Genomic DNA, 13,202 nt, shown 5'->3' with positions numbered 1-13,202 from the left:
CATGGCCAATGCCCAAGTTTCGCTTTGAAGTGGATTTCGGTTCTCAATGGACCAAGATTGCCTTCCAGGAAGTATCCGGGATGGACAAGGAAGTTCAGCCGATCGAGTACCGGCACAGCAACAGCCCGCAGTTCTCGACGGTAAAAATGCCAGGGCTGGTCAAGTACGGCAACATCACCATGAAGCGCGGTGTGTTTGTCCATGACAATAAATTCTGGGAGTGGATGACCGAAATCCAGATGAATACGGTTCTGCGGCGCACGGTGCTGATCAAGCTTCTTGATGAGGGGGGCAAGGTCACCATGCAGTGGCAGTTGCTCAATGCCTGGCCGACCAAGATAACCGGCACAGACCTGAAATCGGACAGCAATGAGGTGGCGGTGGACACCATTGAGATCGCTCACGAACAGATGCTCGTGATCAATGCCTGAGGTCAATCTGCTTACCAGTTTTCATTTCAGCGTCAAGCTGTCCGGGGAGAGCAGCGGCACCGATGCTGCTTTTCAGGAAGTGTCGGGGCTGAGCCAGGAAACCACCGTGGAGGAGGTGATCAGCGGCGGAGAAAACCGTTTCAAGTATCGCCTGCCGAGCAATACGCATTACCCCAATCTGGTATTGAAACGCGGTGTCGCTACGGTCGGCTCGCCCCTGGCCGAGTGGTGTCAGGCCACGTTGGGCGGCGGTTTGCGTAACCCGATCAAGACCAAAATGATCATCGTCAGTCTGTTGGACAACCTGGGCCACCCCTGCATGCAGTGGAGCTTCATCAATGCGTACCCGGTGAAGTGGGCCATGAGTGAATTGAAGTCTCAGGAGAACAACATTCTGATCGAGACCATTGAACTGGCGTATCAGTATTTTGATACCGACGACTCGCGCAACGACGATGAGCACACGGGAATGGCCGCGATGTTCGGGGGGAGTTAAGCATGCCTGTCGAGATACGTGAGTTGGTGATTCACACCCGTATTATCAGCCGCAATGAAACGCCAGGCGAGGTGCTCAGCGCGGAACGGATTGCCTCGCTCAGAAAGAGCATCGTGCAAGAGTGCCTGCGGGCATTGAAAGACAAGGCTGCAAAAACGGATTTTGATCGTTAACTCAGAGCGGCCGTGCCATGAGCAATATGAGAATAGTCGCCTACTGTGATGAAAAATTCACTGAAAAAATGGCCGATGGCGAATATGAGGTCATGCTCAATCCTGAAAAGCTGCAATGGGGGCGCCAGATTGAATACAGCGAAGAATCCGCACCGGATACCAGTGCTCCTTCGTCCAAGTACAGCAAGAGTCTCAGCCAGAAGCTGAGCTTTGAACTGGTTATCGACTGCACCGGCGTGGTCGACGCAACGCGTGTGCACTTGCCAGATGAAATGAAGCAGCTGTCAAAAGTCATCTATGACTATAACGGCGATATCCACAGGCCCAATTACCTGATTATCAATTGGGGCGCCGGGCTGGCGTTTCGTGGCGTGCTGACCAGCTTCAGCACCAGTTACACATTCTTCAAGCCGGACGGCACGCCCCTGCGCGCCAGGGTGTCTCTGGAATTTTCGTCCTATATCGATCCGACCACACTGGCGAGACGCGAGAAAAAAGCCTCGCCTGATATGAGTCACCTGATACGCGTTGTAGAGGGCGATACGTTACCCCAGATAGCCAACAGGATTTATCGCGACTCCGCTTATTATGTGCAGTTGGCGCAGTTCAATAACCTGGACAAGTTTCGCCAGTTAAGACCGGGCATCCGGTTGAGCGCGCCGCCGCTCATCGCGCAGGAGGCTGGCAATGTCTAGTCTGACGGCCGTAGGTATTGTCACCAGTACAGTCAAAATCAAGGGTGAACCCTTACCGGGAAAATACTCGGTACAGCGTATCCATATCGTCCACGCCATTAACCGGATTGCGACGGCGACCCTGACCATTCTCGATGGCAGTGCGTCTGACGAAGGTTTCGCGATCAGTGCCTCCGAGGCCTTTGTGCCAGGCAACGCGATCAGCCTTGAAGCGGGTTATGACGGGATCAACACTGTGCTGTTTCAAGGCATCGTGACTCAGCAGGCCCTGCGCATCGAGAGTTACAGCGGTCCATTGCTGGAAGTGACGTGCAAAGTTGCCGCCGTGAAGATGACCGTTGGCCGCAAGAGTGCCAATTACAGCCAAAGTACCGACAGCGACGTGATAAATCAGTTGGTATCGACTGCGGGTTTGACGGCCAGCGTGACCTCTACCGACACGGTACTGCCCACCCTGATTCAGTATTACGTCACCGATTGGGATTTCATGCTTTCACGAGCGGAAGTCAATGGTTTGCTGGTCAGTACGGTCAGTGACGGGGTCAGCGTTTTCGATCCGACCGCCAATACCACATCGGTGCGCACGTTGACGTACGGCAAGGACATCATGGGGTTCAGTGCCGAGCTCAATGCCGTCACCCAACTGGCCCAGGTCACGGCGTCCGCGTGGAGTTTTCAGAGCCAGCAACTGGTTACCGCCACCGCTACCAATCATCTGGCGGGCGCGGGGAATCTGAGCAGCAAGACGCTGGCTGATGTTGTGGGCCTGAGCACCTACCAGTTGCAAACCACCGCGACCGAGACTGACGCTGAGTTGATGAGCTGGGCAAAGGCACAGATGCTCAAGAGCGAGCTTTCCAAGATAACCGGTCACGTGCGTTGCCAGGGCACCGACAATTTTTTACCCGGCAAATACCTGACCCTTGACGGGCTGGGGGCACGATTCGACGGCGACCATTTTGTGTCGCAGGTCGAGCACACGATAGAAGAGGGCAACTGGTTCACGGACCTCAGCATCGGCATGTCACCGATCTGGTTTTCTCAGGAACAACAAGTACAGGCACCCTCGGCGGCGGGGCTTTTGCCCGGTATTCAGGGGTTGTACAACGCCACCGTGTTGGGCATTGCCAGCGATCCTGCGGGGGAGTTTCGTGTTCAGGTCGAAGTCGCGCTGTTCAACGATGATGCCACCGGGCTCTGGGCCAGGCTGGCCAATTTTTACTCGACCAACGGGCAGGGCACGTTTTTCATGCCTGAAGTGGGTGATGAGGTGATTCTGGGTTTTCTTAATCAGGACCCCCGTTTCCCGGTCATTCTGGGCAGCATGTACAGCCAGAAGAATGTGCCTTTCAACGCGTTATCGCCCAATCAGGAAAACACCCTCAAGGGCATTGTCAGCAAGAGCGAATTGCGAGTGATGTTCGACGACAAGAACAAGATTCTGTCGCTGGTGACGCCCGGGAAAAACAGTGTCGTCCTCGATGACACTCAGGGGCAGATCGAGATAAAGGACCAGAACGGCAATTCCATCGTGATGTCCGCGTCAGGGATCGCCATCAAAAGTGACGGCACCCTCTCTTTGCAGGCCGCACAGAAAATCACCTTGCAGGGCGACACGGGCATCAGCCTGAACAGCTCGGCAGGCGATGCAACTACCGCCGCGTTGAATATCAAGCAGGCTGCGGAGCTGGAGTTCAGTGCCGAAGGCAATGCCAGCGCGCAGGTTCAGGGTGGCGCAGAGCTGACCTTGAAAGCCGCCATGGTCATGATTAATTAGTCGGGAGAGCCCACATGCCATTCGCTGCTCGTGTGACCGATTTACATGTGTGCCAGATGGTGACGCCTGGCGTACCGCCTATCCCGCATGTCGGCGGACCTGTTCTATTGCCTGGTGCCGCGACGGTGCTGATCGGTGGCTTGCCTGCGGCGTTGCTGGGCAGCCCTTGCGTTTGCGTTGGTCCGCCAGACTCGATAGTTCAAGGGTCGGCGACGGTGATCATCAACGGTCTACCGGCTGCCCGGGTCGGTGATGCTACAGCGCACGGCGGCTCAATAGTGCTGGGCTGTCTGAACGTGATCATCGGAGGCTGAGCCTGCATGGAAGACAGCAGCTTTCTCGGTTCTGGCTGGTCTTATCCGATTGTGTTTGAAGACGCCAACCTTCAATTGCGCATGAGCGCTGCCGTTGAAAATATCAACCAGTCGATACACCTGTTGTTGAATACTCCCATTGGCAGCCGAAGCTTGTTACCGGATTACGGCAGTAAATTGTCCACTTTTCTGTTTCGGCACATAGACGCGACTGCCCAGGAGGAGATCATTCAGTCGGTGACGTTCACGCTGCTCAATGGTGAGCCTCGTATCGACGTCGAGAACGTCAGGCTTTCTGTCAATGATGGTGGTGCAACGGTCGAGGTTTTTATCACCTACGTCGTCCGACAAACCAATGCCAGGCATAACCACGTATTTCCGTTTTCAAGCCTTGAAGGCTCCAATCTGGAGGTAACGGGTTAAATGGCGGGTGATCATGGACGTGCCGGAGCGACGCTTGCGACTGCGCTCAATCCGGATAGCTGTCTGGTCGATGGTCGGGACCATCGCGACAGGATGGCCTTCGCTGCCGAGTTTGCGAAGCTGATTGTCTATTACGACAAGACCAACCAGGCGGCCGGTGACTGGCGGCAGTTCTTCATGAAAGAGCCAGCCATCCTGATGGCGGCGATCAGTCACGCAGAGCCCGAAAGCTATTACTCCACGTTCTCACCCGCCAGAACGTCAGGCCTCCAGGCCATTGAAGCTCCCGATCCGGCCGAGTTCGCGGCGGTCAGCCAGTTGTGCATGCTGTCCACCCATATGTTTTCAATGCTCAACCAGTGGTATCAGTGGATGGATCTGGCTCCGAAAGCCTACGTGCTGCATGGTTTTCTGAAAACCCGGATCGAGACTTCGCTGGCTGATCAGCTATGGACGATGGTGAGGTTGCAGTTGACCCTGAGTCTTTTCAGCCGCGGCCAGGTCGAGGCACCGGATGCAGGGCTGTTCAAAGGTTTCGATAAGGTGTGGGGCGGCAAGCGCACGGCTCCCGCCCCCCCGGAAGATACCGACATCCCGGCAGGCCTGGCCGGGCTGCAGGTGGTATATGGCGCGGTATTCAGTGTCTTCACCCAGGTCATCGATTACGCGCGACAGGCGTTCGAGGCATCCGAGAACCAGCCCACCGGGTTTGCCGATACCGCATTGCTGATGGTGTTCAGCCGGTTGATGGCCGTGCAGCAGCAGAACATCAACCAGTTGGGGCGCAAGCATCTGGATTTCTATTATCGACAGATACTGCAGCAGGTTCCAAAACCTGCGCAGGCAGATGCGGTGTATGTATGCCTGACACTTGCGCCCCGAACCGACGCGTTCAACCTGCCCGCTGCAACCACGTTCAAGGCGGGTACCTACCCTGACGGCAGCGATATCGTTTTCAGCAATGACGAGCCGGTGCAGCTCAACAGGGTGCGCATCAATACTTTGAGCACACTCTATTACCTGGATGACGCGGCAAACAGTGGATGGTATTCAAGCACGGTTGCGAACGTGGACAAGCCTGGCAGCGCGTTGGTCCAGGGCCTTCATGCCTGGGAAACACTGGGTGATGCCAAGGCTGTAGTGGTTCAACCAGGTTTTGCCATCGCATCGCCGATGTTGCTTCTGCAAAGTGGCACACGGTCAATTACTTTGCAGATGCAGCTTGCGGGCACGGATGCCTCGATATCGGTGCTGAAGGCCGACAACACTGCGTATTTCCTCAGTACCGGGAAAGCCTGGCTGCAAGTTGTGCCAACCACTCCTGTCAGCGTCACGGCGAGTGGGCTGGTGACGCTCAAGCTGGATTTGAAGGCCAGCGACCCGCCGATCATTGCGTTTGCGTCGGCCATGGATGGCGCAGTCAGCCCATGGCCCAGGTTGAAGGTGCTTCCGCAATTGACGGGTCAGGCCAATGCGCCCCCGACGCTGGTTTCGGTAGCCATCACGGTGAGCGTCACGGGCTTCAGGCAATTGGTGATGGCCAACGACAATTCTGCGCTACCTGCCACGGGACGGGCCCTGACATTTGGTTCACTGCCGAAGTCAGGCAGCGGATTTTATGTGGGCAGCAATGAGTGCTTTGCCAAACCGTTGACTGACCTAGCCCTGACAATCATCTGGGATGGCTTGCCTGCCGATTTTCGCCTGTATTACGCGGCCTTTAACCAGTATCTGAGCCCCGGGGATTCGGGTCTTGAGTCCAGGTTTGACAATGAGGCGTTCAAGGTTTGCTGGCAGGTACTTCACGACGGTAAGTGGTCAGCGTTGCTCCTGACGGGCCAGTCTGAAAACACCCGTTCTGCACTGTTTCAATTCCCTGCCAGCAACAGCAACAGCAACAGCAGCACATTCAGCTTTCAGCTCGACACTGCCCGGGCTGTTCCCGTAAAGCTGGCACTGGCGCCCCTTGCGGCGCTGAGGCAGGCCAGCGATGGCTATATCAGCATGCAGCTCGTGGAACCGGTCGATGCCTTCGGTCATGACCTCTACGCCAGGGTCGCGGCGAGCGTCACTCTGCACAATGCGCAGGTATTGATAAACGGCGCCAACGCCAAGGGGGCGTCGTATTCGACCCGGTTGGGTCAAGCGATCAAGGCAGGCTGGAGCGCACTGAAAGCGAAGATCAAGCGTGTCCTGGGCCGCTCTGTGGCGCCGGACGCCGGGGCGCCTCTCACATCCGTACCCTCCGATACTTTTCAGGACATGCCCAACCTGCCTTATACGCCGGCCCAGCAAGCGGTTTCACTCGACTACACGGCGAGCATGACGGTAGATATTCAGCCGCGTCAGGCAGCGGTGAGTTCTCCGCTGGCGATTTATCACTATGGGCCATTCACTACCGACCTGGCCTATGACGCTCATGCTACCGATCAGGCGGCTGATCAGAGCAACACGGCACTGCCTTTGTATCCCGTCACCGGAAGTGGCTGGTTATACCTTGCACTCAGTGAGGCGATGACGTCGACCCTGAGTCTGTTTATTGGCGTCCTCAGCGACGAAAATATTGATGAGCCGGATGATTCCAGCCTTGTCTGCCAGTGCTGGACCGCCGGCGGCTGGCGGGCGCTTCAGGTGCTGCAGGATGACACTGCCAACCTGCGCACTTGCGGGATGATCAGGCTGGCGATCGCCGAGCCGCAAACGGCAACTGACGATTCAGTCAGCGCCCTGCCGCTGATGCAGGCTGAGGGGTTCTGGCTGGCGATTGCCCGCCCGCGCAACAGTTGCAAGATCACGTACGTCAATACGCAAGCCGTCAAACTGAGGCGTAGCACTGTGGCCGGGTTGCCTGCGGGAACGGTGCCGGCGATCGAGGCCGGGGCCATTGTCGCCACGCAGCAGAAGGTCAGACAGGTGGCGGGGGTTGTGCAGCCATTTGCATCCTTCGCCGGTCTGCCTGCAGAAGATCAGAGCGGTTTCGATCAGCCTGCCAGTTTTTACCGACGTGTCGCGACCCGCCTGAATCACAAGGACCGGGCCCAGAGTGGCGGTCACTACGCTAGCCTGGCATATGAAGCGTACCCAGACCTGTATTACGCCACCGCGATGCCCTCGGCCGAACAGCCGGGGGGCGTGGTCATCGGTCTGGTCAACGGCTACGCCAGCGCAGACGTGCATGATGCATTCAGGCCGCAGGTCAGTGCTGCTTCTCTGAACGTGATCGAACAGTTTCTGGTGCGACGTGCCAGTGCCATGTCACGGATCCGGGTTCAGAATCTGCAGCACCAGACAGTGACCATCATCGCCTCCCTGGTGGTATCGCCCCAGACCAACGCAAACGCGCTGTATCAGGTGCTCAACCAGCAACTGCGAGTGTATCTGTCGCCGTGGATTGTCAGTGACCGGCCACAAATGGACATTGCCAAGGGTTTGAGTCGTACCGAGCTGATCACTTTTCTGAAGGCCGATGCCAATGTACTCGCCGTGTCTTCGCTGGAAATCCTGCGGACCTCGCCTGGGCATGTCGAAGAACTCATCACCGACGACCCTGTGCTGCCCGAGCCTTACGCGGTACTGGTCAGCGCTGATCATCACAAACTGAAGAGCACGGCCCGCTCGACGCTTCAGGAGGTCAGTCATGGTTGACCCAGTGCCTTCGATCATTGATCAGCCGTTACCCGACGCGTTGAATTTTCGCAGCCTGAAAAACCTGGGTATCCAGCAGCTCAAACAACTGGTCGGTAATACCTGGAGCAACTACAACGACAGCGATCCGGGCGTCACGATCCTGGATCAGTTGTGTTATGCACTGACCGAACTGGGCTATTGCGCGGAGTTTCCAGTCGAAGATGTCTTGACTGGCGCGGATGGCAAGATCCGCTATGAAGGCCAGTTTTTCGAGCCGCAAGATATCCTCACCTGTTCGCCGGTGACCGTTGATGATTACCGGCGGCTGATACACGACTGCATGCCGGACGTCGAGGCGATCTACATCACGCCTCAGACATTGCCTGTGGACGGTGCCGGTGAGGCATCCATGCTGACCGGGCGTTACCGCACTTACCTGTATTTCAGACCTATGCTGCAGGCCGAGAAGCAGCTTCTGCAGTTGCATTCCAGCATTGATACACATAACCACCAGCGGCTGAAGCAGGTGCATGCTCGATTGAACAGCTGCCGCAACCTGGGCGAGTTCTTCGTGACGCCCCAGCTGCTTGCGGCGCAGAAAATCACCCTTGTCGGCACGCTTGTTCTGGCCCCCTCTGCTGATATCTCCGTCGTTCAGAGCCAACTGATCGAAGCGTTGAACAGCTACGCCGTGCCCCCGGTGATTCGCTCAGGCTACTGCCAGCTCCGGGATCAGGGGCTGGCGGGCGACGAGATATTCAACGGGCCCAGGCTGACTCAAGGCTGGATCAACGGCACGGACGGGCTGCCGGACAAAACCTCGAGCATAAACCTGTTTGAACTCAACATCCGGCTTGCTGCACTCGACGGCGTGGAGCAGGTAAAAGGGCTGGCATTCAGCGGCGCCCATGAAGGCGCGTCAGCCGTTGCAATAGCTGCCGATGAGGTTGCAGAGATCAATTCGACGGGGTTGGTGCTCACGCACAGCGCCCAGCATCTGCAACCGAAAGCGCCGGGCCCGACGGCTCATTACTTGAGCCAGATGCGTCTGCTGCACAAGAGTGCCGCCGTGGCATCGGCGGTCGATCCTTATCCGCCGAAACTCGCAGGTCGCTACCGTAATATCGAAAGTTATTACTCGGTACAGAATACCTTCCCGGAGATCTATCGCATTGGTGTCGAGTCTTCACAGGCTCACCTCCAGACAGCCAGTACGCGTCAGCTGAAAGGCTATCTGATGGTCTACGACCAACTGCTGGCCAACCAGTTCTCGCAGCTTTCCCATGTGGGTGATCTGTTCTCGTTCAAACCGAAAGCGTCTGCGCCAGACTCTGCGAGCGTTGCCCTGGCCTGTCCGGCGTTTCAGGTGACCTATCACTGCCAGCCGTTGTATGACACCCCCGGAGTGATGCCGTTGCTGCGCGGCAACACAGCCTTTCGATACCAGACCGATCCGCAACAGCCAGCGGAACTGGTCGAGCGTGACGCCTGGCAGCGCTTCAGGCAGCAACCGTTCAACGCTTACCTGCACGGTTTGCGCGGCATCATGGAGACCGCGCCCAAGGCTTATGAGCGACGCGACCAGATGCTCTCGCATTTGATGGCCCGGCACGGTGATCAGGCAAGTGTCTACAACGAGATGCTTAAGACGTGCTACTGGTTTGGCAATGAAGTCAGAACGCGCTGCATCGTCAAAAGCATCTGGTTGCAGAACTATCAGAAGCTCTCATCTGCACAAAACGGTGCCTTTGACATTGCTTTTGCCAAACCCTTGCAAGCGTTGCCAGGCGTTGGCAGACCGCGAAATAAATCCAGCGATCACCAACACGGCCTCGGGCTGCCCACGGTGGCCGGGCAGCTGGATGAAGCACTGATTTACGCCCGGGCGCAATTGGCTGCTGCCGACTTCGCCAACTTTTCGACCTTCGAACTCAAGACCAACATTCTGCTGGGCCTGGCCGAACATCTGTTGGGTTTGTGCGCAAACCTGGAAGCTCTGCTGGAGAGCAAACCATTTGCATCCTGGCTTGTGGAGGTGCCGGGAGAAAGCGATGAGCATCGACTGGAAAATTCTGATCTGTGGGTGAGGCAAGTGAACGGGGAGCACCAGCTCTATGCCAGTCAGCCGGTCGACGGTGATAGACAGCAGCCTTTGCTGGTGATCAGTGCGGCAGAGGCGAGTCCGGTGGCCCACATCAGCGGCGACGATTACCGGTCATATCTGGAACTCTTGTATTGGCTGGCCACGCAGCGCAAAGGCTGCATGCTTATCGAGCATCTATTGTTGTTGCCAACACACGAGGCCGGCTCGGCACCGTTCTTTCTCAGTGCGTCCCTGATTGTCCCCGACTTCGTGGGCGTAATCCGGCAGGGCACTTTCAAAGTGTTTATCGATTCTCTGGTCGAGCGACACTGGCCTGCGCATATTGGCCTGCGCTACGTGACCATGAACCAGGCAGACTTGCGCAAGCTGATTACTTATTTTGTGAGCTGGCATAACAGTTCGATGGGCAGCAAGCCGCGCGATCATGCGGCACAAAAGCTGGTCGAGTTGCTGGGCGTCGTCCCTGACAGGGAGGCCGGCGATGTCGTCTGAAAACATGATTGCCCGTTGCCGTTGGCAGAGCACTTTCGATCATCAGGATCAGGCAGCTGCCCTGCAGGATTTCATCAGCCAGTGGAGCCATTCGGTGCTGGAGCAGGAGCTGGACGTGTTTTTCAGCGAGCGCTGTCCGGCCCATCAGACCTGGCGCATCGATACACTGCAACTGGATCTGGGCGACATCGCCCTTGAAGACATGGCGCTGGAGTTGCCGCGGCGCTTGCGCGTCTGTTTGCAGACAGCGTTCGATGAGCTGCTCAGCCTGCCTCGATCATCAGCGTCGAGCCGCACCGAATCGAACCTGCGCATCCTGGATATGGGCCAGACGCTGGAAGACAGCCTGATCGGGTTCTTACGCCACGGCAGCATGCCCTGGTGGTTCAAGGACGCTCGCAATATCCAGCAGATACTGGATCAACTGCTAAGCGAGCAACCCGACCGTGTGGCTCGAATCCTGCGCGACCTCGGGCAGTCGGAAACGGTACGCAAGCGAGTCGTCTGGCAATTGGGTGAAACACGGCTAGGCCGCATAATCGGTTTGCTGGAGCCATGGCAAGCAGAAGTGGCATGTACGTATGCCCATCAATTTATTGTGCTGCACAACAAGCGCAATGTGCCAAACGCCAATTCAGCCGACTACCGCAATCAGGTCTGGCTGAGCGTCTTGTCCTATCTGCTGGTCGATCGTGGCACGCTGTTCAATACCGCCGCTTTTCTGCGCTCGGTCATCGGACGCAACGCCCGGCATTACGGTCTTGATCCTGCGACCTTGCTTGAACTGATGTTTCAGGCGGTACAGACCTTACGCCCGCTGGGCATGATTGGCCTGGCGTTCGTCACCGCGATTGAAATGATTTACCGGCAGGATCAGGCTCGCCTGCCTGGCAACATGACAGCGGTGTCGACGCAGACCCTCAGCCCACCCGAGGTCGACCCATCGCTCAGCCCGATAATGGATACGCGGGACCAACTGCTGAGCGATCTTCTGCAACCGGGCAGCACCTGCATCGACGTCTGGCTGGAGCGCCAGCCGGACCGCGTTCAGGCGCTGCACTGGCTTGTCATGCAGCGGCATGTCCCGGCCGTCGAGCACTGGCTCCTCGCACAGTTGCCCGCTGAACTGAACCCGCCCCAGGAAACCTTGAAGCAGTGGGGCAGGTTATTGATCGTATCGGGTTGCTGGCAGGGCGCCGAGGCCCTGCTTGAACGGCAACTGACACAGCTGTTCTGGTCGGTCAGCCTCGATGTTCGCCAGCAGCGTCTCAGCGCGGCGCAGTTACTGGCACGCATGGCCCTTAGCGCGAGTCTGCGTCTGAATATCAGCCTGACAAATCTGCTATCAGCGTGGCGTACGCAACCGCCAGGCCTGCGACATACCCAATGGCATGAAGCGTATGCGACGTTGATACAGCACGCCCAGGTGAAATCCGAGCTTCAGACGCAGCCTTCAACCGCAGCGACCCATGACTTCACTCAGGATTACGCCGGGCATTATCTGCAGCACCCGCGTGTGCTGGACATCGCCCGTCATATGCTGCTGCATGGCCAGGCACCGTCGTGGCTCAAGTCTGCCGAACCGTTCGATCTGACTCGCTTGCTCCACGATTCAATCCACGGCCACGCGGCAGCGCTGAAAGCGCTGCTCAAGGATGCCGCGCGGCGACCCGCCGTACTGTTTCGTCTCCTCCAGGCGGTGACTTTTGCCTGGCTCGTTGACGCTCTGAGAGTCATTGCCCAGAGTCAGTACGCCGTCTTGCAGTCGCTTGGGGCATTCCATCACTGGCTGCTCGACCTGGCCTTACCCGCCGTCAGCCGGGCGCAGCGTGAAGCGGTACTGTTCGAGTTGTTGCTCAAGCGTGGGCTTGCTGGCGACTGGGCGGCCCTGCAACCAGTGGCACTGGTCGAAACTTACGTCGCGCAGCTGGTGCGTCAGCGCCCGGTGAGCCGCGCCGCGCTGTACAGCGCCATGGCGCCGCAGTTGGGTAAGTTACCAAGCGCCTTGTGCCAGGCCGTGGGTGTTGTGCTGCGGGGGGCCGAATTGCCGCACAGCGCACTCGTTCCGGTGCCCGCGCCGTTTAAAACCGACGTTATCGAGAATGTTGCACTGCCCATCAGCAATGCCGGCCTTGTGCTGCTGCATGGCTTCATAACGCCGCTGTTCTCGTGGCTCAAATTGACTGAAGAGTGTGACGCGACAGCGAAAACCGTTTTTGTCAGCGAACTCGCGCAACGGCGCGCCGTGCATGTCCTGCAGTTTCTCGCTTCCGGGCTGACCGAAACCCCGGAGCATTATTTGACGCTTAACAAGCTCCTGTGTGGCGTTGCCATCGAGCAGCCGGTGGAGTTGTCGATTGAGTTGCACGAAGCAGAAAGAGCGCTGTGCCATAGCCTGATGACGGCGGTCATCGGTCATTGGCCGGCAATCGGCAAGACCAGCTTTGAAGGGCTGCGGGGTAACTGGTTGATCCGCGGCGGCGTTCTGCAACGCAGTGGTGAGCGCTGGCATTTGAGTGTGGAACGTCGCGCCTATGACCTGTTGTTGGCCCGTTGTCCGTTCACTTACTCGGTTATCAAATTGCCCTGGATGGAAAAACCGCTGTATGTCACTTGGCCGACGTGATGGTCGCTCTCAAGCTTTCTGGTGAAGCGAACAACGCGTTATCA

The 13,202-nt window shown here is 57.5% G+C and carries 10 protein-coding genes; all 10 read left to right on the top strand.

Annotated features, from left to right (window positions below):
• The first annotated feature begins 8 nt into the window (after positions 1 to 8).
• Genes I9H07_RS17425 through I9H07_RS17380 form a run of 10 tightly spaced genes read left to right on the top strand, consistent with a single transcriptional unit; the run spans position 9 to position 13,158 of the window.
• The gene (locus I9H07_RS17425) at positions 9 to 431 is read left to right on the top strand and encodes a phage tail protein (protein ID WP_200866812.1); all 423 of its coding nucleotides are present in this window, start codon (positions 9 to 11) and stop codon (positions 429 to 431) included.
• Complete coding sequence (locus I9H07_RS17420) at positions 424 to 927, top strand: phage tail protein (protein ID WP_024674802.1); 504 nt, start codon at positions 424 to 426, stop codon at positions 925 to 927. Before I9H07_RS17425 ends, I9H07_RS17420 begins: the two co-directional genes overlap by 8 nt.
• Before the next feature lie 2 nt (positions 928 to 929).
• Positions 930 to 1,100 carry a DUF5908 family protein gene (locus tag I9H07_RS17415; protein WP_161936337.1) on the top strand — a complete coding sequence of 57 codons (171 nt, stop codon included), beginning with the start codon at positions 930 to 932 and terminating at the stop codon, positions 1,098 to 1,100.
• 17 nt (positions 1,101 to 1,117) lie between these two features.
• The gene (locus I9H07_RS17410) at positions 1,118 to 1,795 is read left to right on the top strand and encodes a CIS tube protein (protein ID WP_236425019.1); all 678 of its coding nucleotides are present in this window, start codon (positions 1,118 to 1,120) and stop codon (positions 1,793 to 1,795) included.
• Positions 1,788 to 3,572 (top strand): type VI secretion system tip protein VgrG, encoded by a 1,785-nt coding sequence (gene vgrG / locus I9H07_RS17405; RefSeq protein WP_236425016.1) that lies wholly within the window; start codon positions 1,788 to 1,790, stop codon positions 3,570 to 3,572. Before I9H07_RS17410 ends, vgrG begins: the two co-directional genes overlap by 8 nt.
• Before the next feature lie 14 nt (positions 3,573 to 3,586).
• Entirely contained in the window at positions 3,587 to 3,886 is a 300-nt protein-coding gene (locus I9H07_RS17400; protein WP_236425014.1) for a PAAR domain-containing protein, read from the top strand.
• A 6-nt stretch (positions 3,887 to 3,892) separates the two neighbouring features.
• Positions 3,893 to 4,309: a GPW/gp25 family protein gene (locus tag I9H07_RS17395; protein ID WP_058391519.1), complete on the top strand. Its 417-nt coding sequence runs from the start codon at positions 3,893 to 3,895 to the stop codon at positions 4,307 to 4,309.
• Positions 4,310 to 7,954, top strand: coding sequence for a hypothetical protein (locus I9H07_RS17390; RefSeq protein WP_236425013.1), 3,645 nt, complete (start codon positions 4,310 to 4,312; stop codon positions 7,952 to 7,954).
• A complete protein-coding gene (locus I9H07_RS17385; RefSeq protein ID WP_236425011.1) occupies positions 7,947 to 10,532 on the top strand; it encodes a hypothetical protein in 2,586 nt (861 codons plus the stop codon). The genes I9H07_RS17390 and I9H07_RS17385 overlap by 8 nt, the downstream gene beginning before the upstream one ends.
• On the top strand, positions 10,522 to 13,158 hold the full coding sequence (locus I9H07_RS17380) for a contractile injection system tape measure protein (RefSeq protein WP_236425009.1): 2,637 nt from the start codon (positions 10,522 to 10,524) through the stop codon (positions 13,156 to 13,158). The genes I9H07_RS17385 and I9H07_RS17380 overlap by 11 nt, the downstream gene beginning before the upstream one ends.
• Positions 13,159 to 13,202 lie beyond the last annotated feature (44 nt).

The organism is Pseudomonas syringae, from assembly GCF_023278085.1.
Classification (GTDB): domain Bacteria; phylum Pseudomonadota; class Gammaproteobacteria; order Pseudomonadales; family Pseudomonadaceae; genus Aquipseudomonas; species Aquipseudomonas syringae_Q.
This window is presented reverse-complemented; position numbering and strand designations above follow the sequence as displayed.

What these genes read in the sequence shown, in the direction of transcription:
- I9H07_RS17390 (WP_236425013.1), top strand. Translation starts at nt 4,310, where the DNA reads ATGGCGGGTGATCATGGACGTGCCGGAGCGACGCTTGCGACTGCGCTC.
- I9H07_RS17415 (WP_161936337.1), top strand. Translation starts at nt 930, where the DNA reads ATGCCTGTCGAGATACGTGAGTTGGTGATTCACACCCGTATTATCAGC.
- vgrG (WP_236425016.1), top strand. Translation starts at nt 1,788, where the DNA reads ATGTCTAGTCTGACGGCCGTAGGTATTGTCACCAGTACAGTCAAAATC.
- I9H07_RS17385 (WP_236425011.1), top strand. Translation starts at nt 7,947, where the DNA reads ATGGTTGACCCAGTGCCTTCGATCATTGATCAGCCGTTACCCGACGCG.
- I9H07_RS17380 (WP_236425009.1), top strand. Translation starts at nt 10,522, where the DNA reads ATGTCGTCTGAAAACATGATTGCCCGTTGCCGTTGGCAGAGCACTTTC.
- I9H07_RS17400 (WP_236425014.1), top strand. Translation starts at nt 3,587, where the DNA reads ATGCCATTCGCTGCTCGTGTGACCGATTTACATGTGTGCCAGATGGTG.
- I9H07_RS17420 (WP_024674802.1), top strand. Translation starts at nt 424, where the DNA reads ATGCCTGAGGTCAATCTGCTTACCAGTTTTCATTTCAGCGTCAAGCTG.
- I9H07_RS17395 (WP_058391519.1), top strand. Translation starts at nt 3,893, where the DNA reads ATGGAAGACAGCAGCTTTCTCGGTTCTGGCTGGTCTTATCCGATTGTG.
- I9H07_RS17410 (WP_236425019.1), top strand. Translation starts at nt 1,118, where the DNA reads ATGAGCAATATGAGAATAGTCGCCTACTGTGATGAAAAATTCACTGAA.
- I9H07_RS17425 (WP_200866812.1), top strand. Translation starts at nt 9, where the DNA reads ATGCCCAAGTTTCGCTTTGAAGTGGATTTCGGTTCTCAATGGACCAAG.